This window comes from Nonomuraea montanisoli (assembly GCF_013363975.1).
GTDB lineage: Bacteria > Actinomycetota > Actinomycetes > Streptosporangiales > Streptosporangiaceae > Nonomuraea > Nonomuraea montanisoli.
In genome coordinates this window covers 455,576-474,503 of sequence record NZ_JABWGN010000005.1, presented here as the reverse complement: position 1 = coordinate 474,503, position 18,928 = coordinate 455,576, and the positions used below count along the sequence as shown (strand labels likewise).

Annotated in this window: 18 protein-coding genes; 6 read left to right on the top strand and 12 right to left on the bottom strand. The window is 74.2% G+C overall.

Going from position 1 to position 18,928, the window contains the following annotated elements; translation table 11 throughout:
* Positions 1–30 precede the first annotated feature (30 nt).
* Positions 31–957 (top strand): NADP-dependent oxidoreductase, encoded by a 927-nt coding sequence (locus tag HTZ77_RS14855; protein WP_407940507.1) that lies wholly within the window; start codon positions 31–33, stop codon positions 955–957.
* 126 nt (positions 958–1,083) lie between these two features.
* Here HTZ77_RS14855 and HTZ77_RS14850 read toward each other — a convergent pair whose 3' ends face one another.
* On the bottom strand, positions 1,084–1,596 hold the full coding sequence (locus HTZ77_RS14850; RefSeq protein WP_328808599.1) for a CGNR zinc finger domain-containing protein: 513 nt from the start codon (positions 1,594–1,596) through the stop codon (positions 1,084–1,086).
* A 160-nt stretch (positions 1,597–1,756) separates the two neighbouring features.
* On the opposite strand from HTZ77_RS14850, the gene HTZ77_RS14845 reads away from it, so the two are divergent.
* Complete coding sequence (locus HTZ77_RS14845; RefSeq protein ID WP_175590132.1) at positions 1,757–2,446, top strand: HPP family protein; 690 nt, start codon at positions 1,757–1,759, stop codon at positions 2,444–2,446.
* Positions 2,447–2,552: 106 nt separating this feature from the next.
* Here the strand turns inward: HTZ77_RS14845 and HTZ77_RS14840 are convergent, their stop codons facing one another.
* The 3 genes from HTZ77_RS14840 to HTZ77_RS14830 are packed head-to-tail and all read right to left on the bottom strand — an operon-like array spanning position 2,553 to position 4,742.
* A complete protein-coding gene (locus tag HTZ77_RS14840) occupies positions 2,553–3,470 on the bottom strand; it encodes an aminoglycoside phosphotransferase family protein (protein WP_175590131.1) in 918 nt (305 codons plus the stop codon).
* 22 nt (positions 3,471–3,492) lie between these two features.
* The gene (locus tag HTZ77_RS14835; RefSeq protein ID WP_175590130.1) at positions 3,493–4,371 is read right to left on the bottom strand and encodes a 1,4-dihydroxy-2-naphthoyl-CoA synthase; all 879 of its coding nucleotides are present in this window, start codon (positions 4,369–4,371) and stop codon (positions 3,493–3,495) included.
* A gap of 38 nt (positions 4,372–4,409) precedes the next feature.
* Positions 4,410–4,742 carry an ArsR/SmtB family transcription factor gene (locus tag HTZ77_RS14830; RefSeq protein WP_175590129.1) on the bottom strand — a complete coding sequence of 111 codons (333 nt, stop codon included), beginning with the start codon at positions 4,740–4,742 and terminating at the stop codon, positions 4,410–4,412.
* A gap of 86 nt (positions 4,743–4,828) precedes the next feature.
* On the opposite strand from HTZ77_RS14830, the gene HTZ77_RS14825 reads away from it, so the two are divergent.
* Entirely contained in the window at positions 4,829–4,999 is a 171-nt protein-coding gene (locus tag HTZ77_RS14825; protein ID WP_175590128.1) for a DUF3073 domain-containing protein, read from the top strand.
* Positions 5,000–5,138: 139 nt separating this feature from the next.
* On the opposite strand, the gene HTZ77_RS14820 is transcribed toward HTZ77_RS14825, so the two are convergent.
* Positions 5,139–6,422 (bottom strand): cytochrome P450, encoded by a 1,284-nt coding sequence (locus tag HTZ77_RS14820; protein ID WP_175590127.1) that lies wholly within the window; start codon positions 6,420–6,422, stop codon positions 5,139–5,141.
* 67 nt (positions 6,423–6,489) lie between these two features.
* Here HTZ77_RS14820 and HTZ77_RS14815 point away from each other — a divergent pair, with 67 nt between their 5' ends.
* A complete protein-coding gene (locus HTZ77_RS14815; protein ID WP_175590126.1) occupies positions 6,490–7,086 on the top strand; it encodes a TetR/AcrR family transcriptional regulator in 597 nt (198 codons plus the stop codon).
* A 15-nt stretch (positions 7,087–7,101) separates the two neighbouring features.
* On the opposite strand, the gene HTZ77_RS14810 is transcribed toward HTZ77_RS14815, so the two are convergent.
* The 7 genes from HTZ77_RS14810 to HTZ77_RS14780 form a co-directional block, all read right to left on the bottom strand.
* Positions 7,102–8,010: an alpha/beta fold hydrolase gene (locus HTZ77_RS14810; RefSeq protein ID WP_235994668.1), complete on the bottom strand. Its 909-nt coding sequence runs from the start codon at positions 8,008–8,010 to the stop codon at positions 7,102–7,104.
* Between the two features lie 118 nt (positions 8,011–8,128).
* The gene (locus HTZ77_RS14805; protein ID WP_175590125.1) at positions 8,129–11,269 is read right to left on the bottom strand and encodes a helix-turn-helix transcriptional regulator; all 3,141 of its coding nucleotides are present in this window, start codon (positions 11,267–11,269) and stop codon (positions 8,129–8,131) included.
* Between the two features lie 32 nt (positions 11,270–11,301).
* Positions 11,302–12,696 (bottom strand): FAD-dependent monooxygenase, encoded by a 1,395-nt coding sequence (locus tag HTZ77_RS14800; RefSeq protein WP_175590124.1) that lies wholly within the window; start codon positions 12,694–12,696, stop codon positions 11,302–11,304.
* Positions 12,697–12,780: 84 nt separating this feature from the next.
* Positions 12,781–14,199 carry an LCP family protein gene (locus tag HTZ77_RS14795; RefSeq protein WP_175590123.1) on the bottom strand — a complete coding sequence of 473 codons (1,419 nt, stop codon included), beginning with the start codon at positions 14,197–14,199 and terminating at the stop codon, positions 12,781–12,783.
* A 153-nt stretch (positions 14,200–14,352) separates the two neighbouring features.
* Positions 14,353–14,619, bottom strand: a complete 267-nt coding sequence (locus tag HTZ77_RS14790; RefSeq protein ID WP_175590122.1) for a DUF6510 family protein — start codon at positions 14,617–14,619, stop codon at positions 14,353–14,355.
* Positions 14,620–14,675: 56 nt separating this feature from the next.
* Positions 14,676–15,416 (bottom strand): ferredoxin reductase, encoded by a 741-nt coding sequence (locus HTZ77_RS14785; protein WP_328808598.1) that lies wholly within the window; start codon positions 15,414–15,416, stop codon positions 14,676–14,678.
* Complete coding sequence (locus HTZ77_RS14780) at positions 15,416–16,015, bottom strand: sulfite oxidase-like oxidoreductase (RefSeq protein WP_175590120.1); 600 nt, start codon at positions 16,013–16,015, stop codon at positions 15,416–15,418. The genes HTZ77_RS14785 and HTZ77_RS14780 overlap by 1 nt, the downstream gene beginning before the upstream one ends.
* Before the next feature lie 111 nt (positions 16,016–16,126).
* Between HTZ77_RS14780 and HTZ77_RS14775 the strand changes: the two genes are divergently transcribed.
* Both HTZ77_RS14775 and HTZ77_RS14770 read left to right on the top strand, forming a co-directional pair.
* On the top strand, positions 16,127–16,525 hold the full coding sequence (locus HTZ77_RS14775) for a DnaJ family domain-containing protein (protein ID WP_175590119.1): 399 nt from the start codon (positions 16,127–16,129) through the stop codon (positions 16,523–16,525).
* 55 nt (positions 16,526–16,580) lie between these two features.
* A complete protein-coding gene (locus HTZ77_RS14770; protein WP_175590118.1) occupies positions 16,581–18,926 on the top strand; it encodes a xanthine dehydrogenase family protein molybdopterin-binding subunit in 2,346 nt (781 codons plus the stop codon).
* The last annotated feature ends 2 nt before the right edge of the window (positions 18,927–18,928 follow it).

Sequence of the window (18,928 nt, the reverse complement as noted above, 5' to 3'; positions counted from 1 at the left end):
CAAGCGCGGTTGAGGGGGCACGCTCGGCTCATGAGCAGACGAACGATGAGAGCCGCGGCGTTCGCCACCCCCGGTGGCCCCGAAGTCTTGCAGGTCATGGAGTTGCCGCTGCCCGAGCCCGGGCCGGGTGAGGTCCGGGTCCGGGTGAAGGCGGCGGGCATGCAGCCGTACGACACGGCGATCCGCCAGGGCTGGGTCCCGCCGGGCGTCAGCGGTGATCTGCCGCGCGTGCCCGGCAACGAGTTCGCGGGCGTGGTGGACGAGGTCGGCGAGAACGTGGACGGTGTCGGGCCGGGGGCCGAGGTGCTCGGCTTCTCGCTGCTCAACGGCTACGCGGAGTACATCGTGGTGCCGGCGGCCAACGTGACCCCCAAGCCCGCGGGCGTCCCCTGGGAGGTGGCGGGCGCGCTGACCGCGGCCGTGCAGACGGCCGAGCTGGCCATCGACGGCCTCGCCGTGGGGGAGGGCGACACGTTGCTCGTCCACGGCGCGGCCGGGGCGGTGGGCACGGCGGCGGTGCAGATCGCCAGGTGGCGCGGCGCCACGGTGATCGGCACGGCCCGCGAGGAGAACCACGAGCACCTGCGCGCCCTCGGGGCCGTCCCGGTGGTGTACGGCGACGGGCTCGCCGACCGGGTGCGCGCGCTCGCGCCCGGCGGCGTGGACGCGGCGCTCGACGGCGCGGGCGGGGCGGCGCTGGACGTCTCGCTGGAGCTGGTCAAGGACCGCGGCCGCATCCTCACGCTCGTCGAGCACGGCAAGGCGGCCGAGCTGGGCATCAGGACGACGCAGGGCGTGCGGACGGCCGAGCGCCTCGGCCGGTACGCGGAGCTGTACGCCTCGGGGAAGCTGCTCTTCCCGATCCGGCGGACGTACCGGCTGGAGGAGGCGGCGGACGCGCACCGGGAGGTCGAGACCGGCCACGGCCGCGGCAAGATGGCCTTCGTCATCGACTGATCGCCGGCCAGAGGCGGGCCGGGTGGCGGCCATGGGCCGCCGTGCCGGTCGGCGGTGATGGTCGGCGCGGTGTCGCGGCCGGGCGGCTCGGTCGGCGATGATCTTCGCCGCGGCCCGGCGGGTCGGTCAGCCGGTGGTCTTGTGCCGCCTGCTGAAGCGGCCCGCCTTCGCGCGGTTGCCGCAGCTCTCCATCGAGCACCAGCGGCGGCTGCCGTTCTTGCTCACGTCCAGGAACCACAGCACGCACTCGGGGTGCGCGCACGGGCGCACCCGCGACGGCCGCTCGGCCATCATCCGCACGAACGCCGCCGCCGCCGTCCACGCCGGACGCCAGGCGGGCTCGTCGACGACCACCAGCTCGTACGGCCCGCCGTCGCGCATCATCGGTCTGACCGAGCCATGGGCGAGCACGTCGTTCAGCCCCGCGGAACCGCGCCCTTCGAGGGTGTCCCGCACGGCCTCCCGGGCCCGCACCAGCCGGTCCCGCACGGCCTCCAGCCCCGAACCCGCGCCGCCGCCGTCCACGTCGTGGTCCATGGCGTGGTCGGACAGCCAGGCGCGCACCCCGTCGAGATCGTCGAACTGGTCCATCCTGGCGCCGTGCTCGCGCCACACCGTGTTGACCAGGTCCAACGCCACGGGCTCTCCGCGAAGCGGCCGGACTCTCACTGCCTAACCCCTCAAATCAATTTGACCGGTTATATCGCTCCATGCTATCACCTAACCTGTAAAAACTGTTTAGCCGGTTAGGGTGAAGGCTCTCGACCTCCCCCCTGCCTCGCCACGTCTGGAGCCCGCGATGCCCGACCGTCTCAGCAAGCGCCGCCACGCCGACCACCCCGCGCTGCCGACCCGCCACGACCGGTTCCACGATCGTCCGGCACGCGACGCCCAGCCGCCGGTTGCGGACGAGAAGCCCTTACGAGCCGTCTCAGGCGAAGGCCGCGACACGGGCCGGGTCGCCGGGGCTCTGCGGCGAGGAGTCCTCGCTGGCGGCCTCGGGGGCTGGACCTCGCAGGCTCCGGCCAGGGCGCCGCTGTCGAACGTGGTGAAGGCGACCGGGGCGGCGCTCGCGGCGCTGCTCGTGCTCGCCGGCGTGACCAGTCTGAGCGGGCTGGCGCTGTTCGCGCTGCCGTTCGTGGCCAGCGCCGCCATCGTCGCGCTGGTCCCGGCGGCGCCGTTCGCGCAGCCCCGGAGCATCGTCCTCGGGCACGTGGCGGCGACCGTCGTGGCGCTGGCCGTCACGGGGGTGGCCGGGCCGTCGATCTGGGCCGCCGCGGTGGCCGCCGCGCTGACCACGGCCCCGATGATGTTGCTGCGCGCCCCGCACCCGCCGGCCGCCGCCACGGCGGCTCTCATCGGGCTCACCGCCCCCGCCCCGTGGTACCTGCTGACGCCGGTGGCCGCGGCCGGCGCCATCGTGATCGCCAGCGGGGTCCTGCTCGGCCGACTGCTCCCGGGCCACCGCTACCCCGCGTACTGGCTGTGAGGCGGCGGCATGCCGGCCACGCCCGCTCGCCGGCCCAGGCAACCGGGCCTGGCACCGGCGCCGGGTCTGGAGTCGGGACCGGAGCCGGCGCCGGGGGCGAGCGGAGCTAGAGGCGGGTGCTCACGGCACGGGCGATCGCGGCCTGGACCTCGTCCATCCGGTCGGCGCCGCCCTTGACGTCCCAGACGGTGTTCTGCAGGGCCCGGCCGAGTGTCCACCGGGCCGCCCGCGCCCGGTCCAGCCCCAGCAGGTCCGTCATCAGGTCGAAGCGCCCGAGCACCGCGCGCCGCACGTCGCCCGAGGCCGCCACGTCGTCCCACCGGTTGCGCAGCGCGGGCATGAGATCGAACCCGGGATCGCCCGCGAGCGGCTTGGGGTCGATGGCCAGCCACGGCTCGCGGTCACCGGCCAGCACGTTGTCGTAGTGCAGGTCCCAGTGGAGCAGCCGGTCGCCCGGCTCGGCCGCCACGTCGGCGACGGCCGCCGCGCAGGCGTTCACCAGCTCACGGTCTCCTTCGCGGGCCAGCCCCGCGGCCGTGCGCGGTGCGTCGTCCAGCAGGCCGCGGGCGATGTCGCCCAGCAGCCGCAACCCCGGCGGGGCGGGCAGGGCCACCAGGCGTCCGAGCAGCCCGGTGAGGATCCGCAGCGCCTCCATGTCGTCGGGCACGGCGGAGAGGGACCGGTCGGCGTCGAGCCGTTCGAGCAGGAGCGTGCCGGTGCTCGGGTCCTCGTCGAGCAGCCGTACGGCGCCGCGCCCGGCCCAGGCGCGCAGGCCGGGCCCCTCGCCGGCGTTCTCGCCGGTGACCGGCTGGAGCTTGAGCGCGGCCCGCGTGCCGTCGGCGCGCACCACGGGCAGCACCAGCGACACCACGCCGTGCCACGGCCCGCCGTCGAGGCGCAGACCCCACTCCTCCAGGTAGCGCGCGGCCAGCTCGGGCAGCCCCGCCGACCAGGCGCGTCCCGCCTCGCCGTCCCACCTGACGTGGGACGCCGTCAGCGCCTCCGGCACCACGATCTCCGTCACCCGCGGGCTCCTGCGGCCGGGATCAGTAGTGCCAGGGGAACGGTGACCAGTCGGGGGCGCGCTTCTCCAGGAACGAGTCGCGGCCCTCGGCGGCCTCGTCGGTCATGTACGCCAGCCGCGTCGCCTCGCCGGCGAAGACCTGCTGGCCCACCAGACCGTCGTCGATCATGTTGAAGGCGAACTTCAGCATGCGCTGCGCCGTGGGCGACTTGCCGTTGATCTTGCGCGCCCATTCGAGGGCCGTGGCCTCCAGGTCGGCGTGCGGCACCACGGCGTTGACCATGCCCATGCGGTGGGCGTCGGCCGCGGTGTAGGTGTCGCCGAGGAAGAAGATCTCGCGGGCGAACTTCTGGCCGACCTGCCGGGCCAGGTACGCCGAGCCGAAGCCGCCGTCGAAGCTGGCCACGTCGGCGTCGGTCTGCTTGAAGCGGGCGTGCTCCTCGCTGGCCAGGGTCAGGTCGCTGACCACGTGCAGGCTGTGCCCGCCCCCGGCCGCCCAGCCGGGCACCACGCAGATCACCACCTTCGGCATGAACCGGATGAGCCGCTGCACCTCAAGGATGTGCAGGCGTCCGGTGGAGGGGGTGCCGTCGGCGTACTGGTAGCCGTCCTTGCCGCGGATGCGCTGGTCGCCGCCCGAGCAGAACGCCCAGCCGCCGTCCTTGGGCGACGGGCCGTTGCCGGTGAGCAGCACGCAGCCGACGTCGGTCGTCTGCCTGGCGTGGTCGAGCGCCCGGTAGAGCTCGTCCACCGTCTGCGGCCGGAAGGCGTTGCGCACCTCCGGGCGGTTGAACGCGATGCGGACCGTGCCCTGGTCGACCGCCCGGTGATAGGTGATGTCGGTGAACGCGAATCCCTCGACCGCCTGCCACGCCTTGGGATCGAACAGCTCGGAGACCATGCGCCAGAGCCTAACCGAACCCCTCCGCGGCGGAGGGGTCAGGTGACCTCCGCGCGTAGCTCCGCCAGCAGCTCGCCCTGGTCGGCGAGCATGTCGGTGAGGATGCGCCGCGCGGTGTCGAGGAGCTGGGACAGCTCCGGGGTGGCCAGCGTGTAGACGACCGTGCTGCCCTCACGGATGGCGCTGACGATCCCGGCCCTGCGCAGCACCGCCAGCTGCTGGGACAGGCTCGACGCCTCGATGTCGATCTGGGCCAGGAGATCCCTTACGGGGAGCGGTCCTTCCTGAAGCAGCTCCAGGACCCGGATGCGAGCGGGGTGGCCGAGAGTGCGGAAGAAGTCGGCCTTGGCCTGGTAGACCTCCACGTGCATAGTGACAGACTAATCCAGTTCACTTGCATAATTCTTCAAGTCGTAACGTTGTTGGCTAGGATGACAGCGGGGACTAGGGAGATGCCATGGGCCGAGGAAGAGCCAAGGCGAAGCAGACAAAGGTCGCTCGCCAGCTGAAGTACACCAGCCACACCATCGACTACGACCGGCTGCGCGAGGAGCTCACCGTCGACTCGCGTGGTGACGACATGCGTCCCACCACGTCGTCCGAGCAGGAGTCCGAGCCCGCCCGTTGAGGCGGGCACGGCTCTTCACCTCCGCCCGTCGAGGCGGCTCACACCTCGCGGTGTGCGACACGTCCCGCGGTGTGTTCCACGCGTGACACGCGTCCCGCGACGTGGCTCACGTCGCGCGTGACACGTCCCACGGTGTGCTTCACGCCGCGCGCGCCCGGACCCGGGCTCGCGCGACGACGCGGGTGCGCCTGGCCGGCGCGAGCGTGACGTTCTTGAGCCGCCTGGCCTCCGGGGCCGGATCGGTCACCGACAGGTCCAGGCGGCGCAGGACCTCGCGGATGATGACGCGCATCTCCAGCAGGGCGAGCTGCGCGCCGACGCAGAACCTCCGGCCGCCGCCGAACGGCATCCACGACCGGGTGTGCTGCTGGCCGCCGAGGAAGCGCTCCGGCCTGAACTCCTGAGGCTCGTCCCAGACCGCCGGGTCGTGGTGGACGAGCGGGATGCTCGGACCGGCGTACCAGCCCGCGGGCACCTCGTGCTCGCCGAGCCGTAGCGGGGCGTCGAGCAGCCGCGGCGCCTCGTAGACGACGGGCCGCACGCGCAGTACCTCCCTGACCACGGCGTCGAGGTACTCCTCGTCGTCAGGCAGGCGCTCCAGCACCGCGGGCAGGCGCAGCAGCCGCTCGAAGGCCCAGGCCAGGCCGGTCGCGGTCGTCTCGTGCCCGGCCAGCAGCATGGTGATCAGCTCGTCGCGGATCTCCTCGTCGCCCAGCTCGGTCTCCAGGAGCCGGCCCAGCACGTCGGTGCCGCCGGGCGCCGCGCGGCGCCGGGCGATCTCGTCGTACAGGATCGCGTCGACGTCCGCCTTCAGCCGTAGGAACCGCCGGTACGGCGCGAACGGCACGCGCCCCAGCACGGACCGCAGCCCGGGCGGCGCCATGGCGACCGTCATCGCGCTGCCGGCGTGCAACAGGCCGGGCAGCAGCCGCCGCAGCCGGGTCAGGCGCGCGGCGTCCCGGATGCCGAAGATCAGCCGCAGGATCACCTCCAGCGTGATGTCCTGCATGCGCTCGCGCAGCGTGAACGGCCGGCCGAGCGGCCAGGCGGCGATGCGTTCGGCGGCGATCTCGGTGATCTCGTCGTGGTAGCCCGCCACCTGCCTGGCGCGCAGCGGCGGGGTGAGCAGCTTGCGGTGGGCCCACCAGGGGTCGCCGTCGAGCGTGAGCACCGAGTGGGCGCCGACCAGGGGTTCGAGGAAGTCGCGCCGGGCCTCGCCGGCCCGTCCGCCGCCGAGGTCGGTCCGGTAGACCTGCTCGGCCAGTTCCCCGGTGGCGACGTACACCTCGGGCGGGAATCCGACGTAGCGCGCGGTGAACACGGGGCCGTAGCGGCGGTGGCAGCTCTCGAAGAACCCCACGGGGTCGGCCATGAACCAGGCCGTCTGCGCGGCGGCGGGCAGCCTGGGGCCGGGTGGGATCATGTCACACCTCCAGCATGTATATATACGTACGTCATAGACGCTTGTATATATCGATAGCATGGATCGCGTGTCACGAACAGAGGCCGGCGGATACCGGGAACGACTGCTGGCCGCCGCGGTGAGCTGCCTGCGCGACAAGGGCTACGCCCGTACGACGGCACGCGACCTGGTCGCCGCCTCCGGCACCAACCTCGCGTCCATCGGCTACCACTTCGGTGGCAAGGACGCGCTGCTCAACGAGGCCATCATCGGGTGCTTCGAGAGGTGGACCGAGCGGGTCGAGGAGGAGATCTTCGGCAGCGCGCCCGGCTCGCCGCGCGAGCTGCTGGAGCGGGCCATGGTCGCGCTGGTCGACGTGTTCGAGGAGATGCGGCCCCAGCTCGTCGTCTGCGTGGAGGGATTCCCGGCGGCGCTGCGCGAGGACGCGCTGCGGGACAAGCTCGCGGGCGCCTACGCCCGGGCCCGCCAGGCGGGCGTGGAGATGCTCCGGCGGGCGGGCGCCGGCCTGGGCCCCGACTCGCCGGTCACGGCCGAGGCGCTGGTGTCCGTGCTCATCGCCATCTCCGACGGTCTCATGCTCCAGTGGCTGCTCGACCCGGCGAGCACGCCCGACGCCCGCCAGGTCGTGGACGCGCTCGCCGCGCTGTCGGCGTTCGCCGGCTGAGCAGCCGGGGCCGGGTCATGTCCGGTCGGGGGAGGTGTGGGCGAGGATGGCGCCGACCAGTTCCTCGTGCGTCTCCGGCGGCAGGGTGTGACCCATGCCGTCCACCATGAGCAGCCGCGCTCCCGGGATCCGCTCCGCGATGATCGCGCTGTGCCCGGGCTTGGCCGGCTCGTGGGTGCCCTCGATGACCAGCGTCGGCGCCTTCACCTGGTGCAGCACGCCCTCCGGCTCGAAGTCGGGCTTGGCGGCGGCGGCCAGCCGGTGGTTGACGACGGCCGCCAGGTCGCGCGCCCGCTCGAAGATGCGCTCCTGGAGCCGCCGCTCGGCGTCCTCGTCGAACGGCAGGGCGGTGCCGTGCAACACCCGCGCCGTCTCGATCATCCCGTCGATCTGCTCGCGCCGGCTCACGGGCGGCGGGCCCGCGATCACCTTGCGGAAGTGGTCGACGAACTCCGGCCTGGGCGGCGGCAGACTGCCCTCCGGCTGCGGCTCGCCCATGAGCGCCCGCATGATCACCGCTCCCTCGTGGCCGCCGAGCGGGGAGGAGCCGATCACGGTCAGCGTGCGCACCCGCTCGGGGTGCTCGACCGCGATGCACTGGCCGAGCAGCCCGCCCGCCGAGTGACAGACGAGGTGCGCGCTCTCCAGCCCGTACGCGTCCATGACCCGCAGCACGTCGTCCTTGATGTCGTCCCACGTGTACGGCTGCTTGGCGAAGTCGAAGACGGACGACCGGCCCGTGTCGCGGTGGTCGTAGCGGATGACCCGCCGGCCGCCGGCCACGAGCCGCCCCACGAACGCGTCGGGCCACAGGACGCCCTGCGACATGGAGCCCATCACCAGCAGGATCGGAATGCCGTCCGGGTCGCCGAACTCCTCGGTGTGGAGCTGGACGCCGTCGATGTCGATCAGGTTCGTTTGCATGCCGCAACTCTGTCGTGTCCGGGCCCGTACGCCTTCAGTAGGACTACTGGGCTTCGGTACGGGCGGCTTACGAGGGTCATGGCGGCCCGCCTACGGGGGGCATGGCGGCTTACCGGGGTCACAGCAGCCGGGCCAGCTCGGTGCGCGAGGTGATGCCGAGCTTCGGATACACCTTGTACAGGTGGTACTCGACGGTGCGCGGGCTGAGGAAGAGCTGCGCGGCCACCTCCTTGCTCGACGCGCCCGCCGCGACCAGCCGCGCGATGCGCAACTCCTGGGGCGTGAGCGCCGCCAGCGCGTCGCTCTCCGGCCGGGCCGCCGTCTCGCCCGCCGCCCGCAGCTCGCCGTGCGCCCGCCGCGCCCACGGCTCGGCGCCCAGCCGCTGGAACGCCTCCATCGCCGCCCGCAGATGCGCCCGCGCCTGTCCCGGCCGCCCCGCGCGGCGCAGCCGCTCGCCGTACAGCAGGGCCGTGCGCGCCCCCTCGAACGGCTCACCGTGCAGCCGCAGCGCCTCCTCGAACAGCTCGTCGTCGCCGCCCGCCAGGGCGCGGCACCGGGCGAGCAGCGCCCTCGCCTCGGCCGTCGTGGCGCTCGCCGCCCACCGCTCCAGCCCCTCGACCGCCGCGCGCGCCGCCTGCGGTTCGCCCGCCGCCATGGCGGCCTCGACCCGGTCCGGGGTGGAGCGCCACACCACCGTCGGATGCCCGGCTCCCGGGCCCGCCCGGGTGATCGCCACGAACCGGGCGTGCGCGGCCTCGAACCTGCCCAGTCCGAGGTCCAGCATGGCCAGCGCGTACGCGGCGACGCCCGCCCGCAGGCCGATCCGGTGCGGGACGGCGATGGCCAGCGCCTCGGCGGCGTACCTCTGGCAGTCCTCCTCCGCGCCGCGCAGGGCGGCCACGACGGCGAGGTTCGCGAGGTGGGCGCCGACCGAGTTCGTGTAGCCGGCCTCGCGGGCCAGCGCCAGGCCCTCCTCGGCGATCGCGGCGCTCTCCGCCAGCCGGCCCTGGATGCGCTCGGCCGTCGCGACGAACTCCAGCACGACCGGGAGCTGGCCCACGATGCCCGACATCCTCGCCACGGCGCCCGCCCGGCCGGCCAGCTCGGCCGACAGGTCGGGCTCGCCCAGGTAGCTGGCCGCCGCGCACGCCCACAGGAAGTCGGCGGCCTCCCGCAGCTCTCCGGTACGGGCCAGCGCCCCGCGCAGCAGCTCCTCACCGTCGGCGGCCTCGGGGTCCATCATGGCGCCGATGCCGGCGACGGTGTCGCGCAGGAACCCCGGGGGGTGGGCGCGCGCCCGGCGGCCCAGCTCCACGATGGCGGCCACGTCGCCCACGTAGCTCGCCGCCTCGGACGCGTCGGCCAGCGCCTCCAGGGAGTCGCCGCCGCTCAGGATCCGCACGGCCTCGGCCGCGTCACCCGAGTTCAACTCGAACCGGCCCCGCAACCGCGCGATCTCCCCGACCAGGCCCGCCTTCCCGGCGGGGTGTGTCGTGCCGGTCAGGTCCGCGCTCCCGGCGGGGTGTGTCGTGCCGGTCAGGTCCGCGCTCCCGGCGGGGTGTGTCGTGCCGGTCAGCTCCGCGCTCCTGGCCGGGCGCTTCGTGCCGATCAGGTCCGTCTTCCGGGGGCCGGTCGGGTCCGCCTTTCCGGCTGGGTATGTCCTGTCGGCCAGGTCCGCGCTCCCGGACAGGTCCGTCTTGTCACGCGGCCCCTCCGCCGGGCGCCCGTCCGCTCCGGGCGGGGCGTCTTCGGACGCGTGGAGGACCTTCATGTGAGGGGCCTCCGCGCGGGACGTCTGCGCCGAGGTCGCCACTGCCTGCGGCGGCTCTTTCCCGGACGCTCCCGTTCGGGGGCGCGTGTCCGGGGATGGCGGGTGTTCCTCGCCCGGACGGTCGGCAGGGTGGGGGGAGGAGGCCATGGTCCCGGTCGGGGTCTCGGCCAGTTCGCGGGCCTCCGCGAGGAGCGTCTGCGCCTGACCGGGACGGCCCGCGAGCCAGGCGGCCGTGGCGGCCTCCACCAGGCGCTCCGCGCGACGGGCGGGCGCGGGGGTGAGCTCGGCGGCCCGGGCCAGAGCCGTGGCGGCGTCGCCGTACCCGCCCCGCGCCCGAGCCCGCGCGGCCGACCCGGCGAGCGCGGCGGCCACGTCCTCGTCCGGGCCCAGGGAGGCGGCGGCCAGGTGCCACGCCCGCCGGTCGCCCTCGACGAGCGCCGCGAGCACCGCGTGCGCCTGCCGCAACCGCACCGACCCGGCCCACGCGTGGACGGCCGAACGCACCAGCGGATGCCGGAACCGGACCGTCGAGCCCTCCACGCTCACCAGCCCGGCCGTCTCCGCCTCCTGCAGCCCCGCCACCGCCGCACCGATGCCCGCCGTCTCCGCGGCCTTCGGCAGCCGGGCCGACGCGCGCAGGGCCACGTCGAGGTCGCTCTCCAGCGACGCGGCCAGCAGCACCAGCCGGGCCGTCTCGCTCAACCCCGCCACCTGGTCCCCGAAGAGCTGCTCGCCTCCCGGCAAGGGGTCCGGCAGCGGCGCCTGTCCCGAGAGCTGCTCGGCCGTCAGCCGCGTGGCCGTCTCGCGCAGCACGAGCGGGTTGCCGCCCGACAGCGCCACCAGCCGGTCCCGTACGGCCGGGGCGACGGCCGCCCGGGACCCGAGCAGGTCGCCCGCGCTGGCCGCGTCGAGCCCGCCCACCCGCAGCTCCGGCAGCCCCTTGACCGGCATGTCGCCCCGTACGGCCAGGAGCATCACCACGCCCTCGGCGCGCAGCCGCCGGGCCGCGAACAGCAGCGCGTCGGCCGACGCCCGGTCGAGCCACTGAACGTCGTCCACCAGGCACAGCAGCCCGTCCGGTACGGCCGCCTCGGTGAGCAGGGACAGCACCCCGGCCGAGACGAGAAACCGGTCCGAGCTGGGCGCGGCCAGACCGAGCGCGCCGGCGACGGCGTCGCGCTGCGGTCCGGGCAACGCCTCCAGCAGTCCCGTCACGGGCCACAGGAGCTGGTGCAGCGCCGCGAACGCCAGGTCGGCCTCCGGCTCGAAGCCCCCGGCCCGCAGCACCCGCATGGCGCGTCCCGGCGCGCCCTCCGAGGCCCCCTCCGGCGAGGACGAGGGGCGAGCCAGGGCGGCGGCAAGGGACAGCAGGGTCGACTTGCCGACCCCGGCGTCGCCGCGCAGCACCAGGGCCCCGCCCTCTCCGGCGGCGGCCGAGGCCAGCAGGTCGGTGATCGCGGCGGTCTCCGCGGCTCTGCCGTACAGCATGAAAAAGGACTGTATATGGCGTTGAGTCGGATTCAGGACCGCAGGATCTCGGCCCGGGGCGGCGGTACCCGGATGAGCGAGGCGTTCTGCCGGCCGTTCAGGGTGGCGATCGCCGGCACCCGGTCGAACAGGCGGAAGATGAGCGGCGGCGCGGTCGTCCCCCTGGCCAGCCGGGCTCCGGCCGCGCGCTCCGCGCGCCGCTGGCTGCGCTGCTCCCTGTCCGTCGGCGGACGCCGGACCGCCTCCACCTCCTGGCAGGCCGCGTCCAGCGCGGCGGGCGGCGAGGCGGGGTCCAGCAGGCAGGGCAGGATCGCGTTGGCGGTGGCCGCGGCGTCGGCGATGGCGAGGTTGATGCCGTTCCCGCCGACGGGGGAGATCACGTGGGCGGCGTCGCCGATGAGCAGCAGCCCCGGGCGGTACCACGGGTCCACGGCGGTGATCCGCACCGGGAGCAGCGTGAGCTGGTTGACGTCGGTCAGCGAGGACAGCCGGTCGCGCAGCCACGGCAGCTCCCGCGTGAACGCCTCCACGATCGGCCCGACGCCCCGCTCGCGCACCTGTCCGTGGCTGCCGGCGGCGATCATGTAGCCGAGCTGCCAGGTCGTGTCCTGGTTGAGCACGGCCAGCAGGGCGCCGGGCGCGGTCACCAGTTGCAGGCCCGACAGGGCCGGGTCGTCCGGTCCGCGGGGCACCGCGTGCCACAGCACGTCCAGGCTCGCGCCCAGCTCGGTCGCCGTGAAGCCGCCGAGGGCGCGCAGCTTCGAGTTGCGGCCGTCGGCGGCCACCACCAGGCGGGCGCGCAGCTCGTGGACGACGCCGTCCTCGGTGTACGCGACGCCGTTTACGCGGCCGTCCCCGTCGTGCAGCAGCCGGCCCGCGCGGGCGCGCATCCGCAGCTCGAAGCCCGGATAGGCGGCTGCCTTCCCGGCCATGAAGGGGAGGAACCGGGCCTGGGGGATGAGCGCGTAGTAGGGGTAGCGGGGGCTGGCGCGGCGGTAGTCGGCCAGGGTGTAGGCGCGTCCCCGGGCCCGCCAGACGAAACTGCCGGCGACGGTGTGGGGGAGCGTCGCCAGCATCTCGTCGGCCAGGCCGAGGGTGTGCAGGTAGTCGAGGACCGCGGGGGCGATCGAGTCGCCGCGGAAGCGGCGGTTGAAGTCGCCGTGCGACTCCAGCAGCGTGACCCGCGCCCCTCCGCGCGCCAGCAGGTAGGCGAGCACGACACCCGCGGGCCCGCCCCCGACGATCACGCAGTCCGTGTCGCCCGCCTCGCCGGGGCGGCGGTCCGTGTCGTCCGCGCCTCCGGGGCGGCGGTCCGTGTCGTCCGCACCCCCGGGACGGCGGTCGGTGTCATCCGTACTGCCGGGGCGGCGGTCTCTGTCGTCCGCGCCGCCGGGACGGGGGTGGTGGTCGTCATGGTCCGTGGGCATGGACACCTCCTGCCCCCGTCTTCGGCGGGCATGGGCGATCCGGTTGCACGTCCCGGCGCGCCACACCGGCGCGTCACGCCTCCGTCAGGTGGCGGCGCAGGTGTCGTGGGTGGCGTCGAAGCCGGCGATCGCCTCGGTGTCGTCGGGACGCAGCGGCTTCACGCCCTTCCAGTCGTTGCCGATGACGAGGACCAGCCGGCTCGTCCGCGCCCCGGAGACGGCGCGCGGCGTCGCGGCCAGCAGGTCCTTGGTCAGCGTGGGGACACTGGTCTCGCCGTTCGGCGAGTAGAAGACCGAGGTCTTCGGGTACGGTTTGCGGGCCGTGTCGCCGATCTTGGTGATGTGGTAACCCCGCTGTTCGAGCGCGGCGGCCACCTGGGTGCCGAGCCCGCCGCGGTACGTGCCGTTGCGCAGCTCGATCTGCACCTTGGAGCGGGCCACCTTGGTCTGGCCGCCCTTGACGCCGGCGGGGTCGTGGTCCCTGGCCACGATCTGGAACAGCTTGCCCGCCTGCGGCTGCACCCACTCGACCCGGCCGGGCTGGGTCAGCGAGTAGTGCCAGGGCGTGGTGATGAACCGGATCTTCCCGGCGCTCATCCCCTGGAGGCCGGTCGCCAGGTCCTTCATGACGCCCGGCGTGAGGCCGCGGTCAGTGGTGACGGACCTGGTGCCCGCGTCCAGGAAGCCGAGCAGCTTGGCGGGGTCGGTCAGCGTCTCGCCGCTCATCACCTTCTTGACCATGGAGGCGATGAACATCTGCTGCCGCTGGATCCGGCCGATGTCGGAGCCGTCGCCGAGGCTGTAGCGGGCGCGCACGTAGCCGAGCGACTGCTCGCCGTTCAGGGTCTGGCGGCCGGCGGGCAGGTGGAGCAGCGCCTTCTTGTCGTTGACGGCCTGCGGCAGGCACACCTGGACGCCGCCGACGGCGTCCACCATGCTCTTGAACCCGGTGAAGTCGACCTTGACGAAGTGGTCGATGTGGATGCCGGTGAGCGACTCGACGGTGCGCCACGTGCAGCCGATGCCGCCGGAGTTGAACGACTCGTTGATCATGCCGAGATGGGCCTGCTGGCCGGGCAGGTTCTTCTTGGCGCGGCAGGCCGGGAGCTGGACCAGGGAGTCGCGGGGGAAGCTGACCACCATCGCGTTGTCCCGCTTGGACGACAGGTGGGCCAGCATGATGGTGTCGGTGCGCTCGCCCGGGACGCGGCCGTACTTCGCGTTCTTGCCGTCGCGCTGGTCGGAGCCGACGATCAGCACGTTGAGCGCGGTGCCGGCGACCTTGGGCGGGCGGGTGGCGCCGAGGTCCTCGGCGGTGACGTCCTCGTGCTTGACGTTGCCGGTCAGCCGGGCGTAGACGGCGACCGCGCCGCCCGCCACCAGCACGACGACCGTGACGGCGACCACGATGACCCATCGCGCCCAGCGCCCTCGGCCGGGCCGCGCCGGCTCGCGCGATCCGGACGGCGGCGACGGGGGCGCGTCGACAAGCCCGCTGCTCACGTGACTCCCAAGGGGGACGGGGCCGAGGGCGCCGCCCGTGGCCAGGAGCCTGGTGGTGCAGATGTCGGCCGGTTGAGAACCAGGCCGAGTGTACTTATCCGGCGTATGGGCGATGTAAGGACGGCGAAATGTCCGGATAATCCGGTCTTACTGTCACTCCGGCAGCGTCACCCGGAGCGACAGGGCGCCGCGCAGGTCGAGCCACGCGCTCCCCGGCCCGCGCACGAGCCGCAGCACGACCTCCTCGCAGCCCGGGCAGCGTCCCACCAGCCCGGGCTCCGGGCCGTACACGTGCAGCGCGGCGATCGGACCCGCCAGGCCGCAGCTCGCGCACCGGCCGGTCGCCGCGGTGACGTCCACGGCGAACAGCTCGGCCAGCGGACCGGCCAGCGCGTTGCCGTCGAGGTGGTCAGCGGTCATGCCTGCCCCCTGGTGGTCGGGTCGGCCCTCGGTGGGGCCGAAGCCTGGTGGTCGGGTCAGCCCCCGGTGGGGCCGAAGCGTTCGGTCCGGATGCGCTCGGGCGCGTGGCCGAGCGTGAGCAGCAGGTCGGCGACCGTCTCCACGAACCCCGTCGGCCCGCACACGTAGCAGTCGGGCTCGAACGACGACGGCCAGCCGCCCTCGGCGAGGTCGTCCAGCCTGACGCGCCCGGCCGGCCGAGGCCAGGGATCCGGCGTGCCGCGCGTGTAGAGGTAGGTCACGTCGACGCCCGGGTCGGGCCGGCGCAGCTCGTCCGCGTAGTAGCGGCTGTCGGGTCCGCGCAGGGAGTACAGCAGCCGGAACGGCACGCGGCTGCCGGCGTGGCGGCGCTCGCGCAGCATCGCCATCAGCGGCACGACCCCGGACCCGCCGGCGACGAGCAGCACCGGCGCGGCGCTCTCCGGCCGCCACACGAACCACCCGCCGACCGGCCCGCGGAGCTCGACCTCGTCGCCGACCTCCATGATCTCGGTCAGGTACGGCGAGACCTCGCCGTCCGGCACGCGTTCGACGGTCAGCTCGACGGTGTCGCCGTCGGCCGGGCCGGCCAGGGAGTAGCTGCGCTGCGCGCTGTAGCCGTCCTCGGCGGTCAGGCGCACGTCCACGTGCTGGCCCGCGAGGTGGCCGGGCCAGCCGGGCACCGAGAACCGCAGCGTGCGCGCGGTCGGCGTCTCGTCACGGATCCCGGTCAGGCGGGCGGCCGTCCAGCGCGCCCGGCGGGCGGGGGTCCGCTCCACTAGTCGCCCTCGTAGCGCTGCTCGCGCCACGGGTCGCCGTACTCGTGGTACCCGGCGGTCTCCCAGAAGCCGGGCCAGTCCTCGTTCAGCAGCCGGATGCCGCGCACCCACTTGGCCGACTTCCAGAAGTACAGGTGGGGGACGAGCAGCCGGGCCGGGCCGCCGTGGACGGGCGCCAGCTCCTCGCCGTCGAAGCGGTGGACGATCCACGCCTTGCCGTCGAGCAGGTCCTCGACCGGCAGGTTGGTGGTGTAGCCGCCGTACGAGTGGACCAGCGCGTACTCGGCGGCGCTCTCCACGTCCTCGAAGAGCACGTCGAGCGAGACGCCCTCCCAGTGGGTGTCCAGCTTGGACCACCTGGTGACGCAGTGGATGTCCACGGCCGGCCGCTCCTGCGGCAGCGCCATGAACTCCTGCCACGACCACCGGTGGGTCTCGCCCTCCTCGGTGTCGATGGCGAACTCCCACCGGTCGGTCGGCACGCGGGGCGTCGGCCCGGCCGACAGCACGGGGAAGTCCTCGACGAGGTACTGGCCGGGCGGCAGCCGGTCGCCACCCGCTCTGGGCCGGCCGCGAAAGCCGCGCGAGACGATGGCCACGGAGCCTCCTTCGGACACTGCTCCTGCCATTCCATCACGGGCCCATCCCAAGATCCGCAGGGGGCGCATAGCCTGGGTCGCGAGGCCGCCGCCATCGGGAGGAGCAGCGTCGTGAGCGACCGCAAGCCGTACGGGGTGAACTTCGAGTCGTGGATCGACCGGCAGATCCGCGAGGCGGAGGAGCGCGGCGAGTTCGACGACCTGCCGGGCAAGGGCAAGCCCCTGCCCGATCTCGACAAGCCGTACGACGAGATGTGGTGGATCAAGCAGAAGTTGCGCAGCGAGGGGCTGTCCATGCCGCTGCCGCCGACGCTCCAGCTCCGCAAGGACGCCGAGGAGGCGCTGGCCGAGGCGCGCGCCGCCCGCTCCGAGCGGGAGGTGCGGCGGGTGGTCGAGGAGATCAACGCCCGGATCCGCGAGGCCATCCGCACCGGCCTGTCCGGCCCGCCGCTCAACCTTCTGCCGTACGACGTGGACAGGATCGTGGCGGAGTGGCGCGCGTCCCGCTGAGACGTCTGCCGCGGGGTCCTGGACCGGCCGGGGAACGGCGCTCACAATCAGGGCCATGGGCGAGGTCGAGGACGAGGACGCAGTCGGACATGTTGGGGCGCGCGCGCCCCGCCGGGAGGACGCCCGGCTGCTGACCGGCCGGGCCAGGTACGCGGGCAACGTGCGGCTCCCGGCGACGGCCCACGCCGTCGTCGTGCGCAGCCCGATCGCGTACGGGCGGCTTGCCAAGTGCGACGCCGAGGCCGCGCTGGCGGCCGACGGGGTGCTCGACGTCATCACGCCCGCCGACGCGGCGGACGTGCGGCTGCCGTGCGTGACGCTCGCCGTCGGGCAGCGCGACACCTCCTACCCGGCCCTGGAGGAGACGATCCGGTACGTGGGGCAGCCGCTCGCCGTGGTCGTCGCCGAGACGCCCGAGGCCGCCGCCGACGCCGCCGCGCTGCTGGACCTCGACCTGGACGAGCTGCCCCCGGTCGTCGACGTGGAGCGGGCGCTGGAGGCCGACGCGCCGATCCTCCACCCCGACTGGGGCTCCAACGTGCTCACCGACTCGGTCCTCGGCGACGCCGACTGCGAGGAGGCCATCGCCGGCGCCGCGCACGTGGTCGAGCTGGCCTTCCGGTACGGCCGGGCCTCGCCGTACCCGATGGAGCCGCGCGCGCTCGTCGCCACGTACGCCGACGGGGAGCTGACGATCCGCACCTCCACGCAGGCGCCGCACCACGTGCGCGACCACGCGGCCGACGCGCTCGGGCTGACCCACGACCGGGTGCGCGTCATCAGCGGCGACACCGGCGGCGGGTTCGGCGGCAAGGAGCACCTCTACCCCGACGAGGCGCTGGTCTGCCTGGCCGCGATGCGCCTCGGCGGCCGGCCGGTGCGCTGGACCGAGTCGCCCGGCGACCGGCTGGTCGCCACGCTGCCCGCCCGGGCCGCCCTCCACCGGGCGCGGCTGGCGCTGGACGCGGACGGCCGGTTCGTGGCCTTGCACGCCGACGTGGTCGGCGACATCGGGGCGCATCCGTCCAACGTCGGCATCTCGCCGTTCTCGGTGACCGCCATCCTGCTGCCCGGCCCGTACCGGTTCGACCGGGCGGCGGTACGGGTGCGCGGCGTCGTCACGACGACCACGCCGACCGGCTCGTACCGGGGGTTCGGCCAGCCGGAGGCGACGTACACGCGGGAGCGGCTGATCGACGAGGCGGCGCGGCGGCTCGGGTTCGACCCGGTGGAGCTGCGCCTGCGCAACCTGCTCGGGCCGGAGGAGCTGCCGTACGTGACCCGGCTCTACCAGCCGTACGACTCGGGCGACTACCCGCGGGCCCTGCTCATGCTGCGCGACCTGGTGTCCGAGGGCGTCCAGCGCAGCCCGGCGTTCGCGTGGAGCGACGGGCGCAGGCGAGGCGTCGGGTACTCGTGCCACGTCGAGGCGACCGGGCTCGGGCCGTCGAAGGACATGAAGATGACGGGGCAGCTCGCGGGCGGGTACGAGATCGCGGTGGTGCGCATGGAGCCCGACGCCTCGGTCGTCGTCTCCGCGGGCGTGGCGGCGATCGGTCAGGGCATCGAGACGACGCTGGCCCAGCTCGCCGCCGACCGGACGGGCGTCGAGCTCGGGCGGGTGCGGGTGGTGCTGGGCGACACGGCGGCCACGCCGTACTCGCCGATCGGCTCGATCGCCAGCCGCTCGCTGGCCGTCGGCGGGGCGGCGCTCACCCAGGCCGCCACCCGCCTGCGGGACAAGATCCTGGCCCTCGCCGCCCACCGGCTGGAGGCCGCGCCCGAGGACCTGGAGATCGCCGACGGGACCGTACGGGTCAAGGGCGACCCGCGCGCCGCGCTGACGCTGCGCGAGGTCGCCACGTCGGCGTGGCGCGGCTGGGACCTGCCGGAGGGCGCCTCGCCGGGGCTGGAGGAGCGGGCCGTCTACGACCCGTCCGCCTACACCTACGCCTACGGCGCCCACGCGGCGGCCGTGGCCGTGGACCCGGAGACGGGGGCGGTCGAGGTGGAGGGCTACTGGGCGGTCAACGACTGCGGCGTGCAGGTCAACCCGGCCATCGTGGACGGCCAGCTCGCGGGCGGCATCGCGCAGGGCATCGGCATGGCGCTGACCGAGGAGATCGTCTACACCGACGACGGGCAGCCGATCACCGAGTACCTGCTGCCGACGACCAGGGAGGTGCCCGCACTCGGGCTGGCGAGCCTGGTGACGCCCTCGCCGATCACGCCCGGCGGCATGAAGGGCGTCGGCGAGGCCGGAACCATCGGCCCGCCCGCCGCCATCGCCAACGCGGTCGCCGCCGCCCTGCCCGAGGTCGCGGACCTGATCACGGTCACGCCGCTGACGCCGGAGCGGCTGTGGACGCTGCTGACGCATGCCCGCACCGCTGCCGGGTAGCC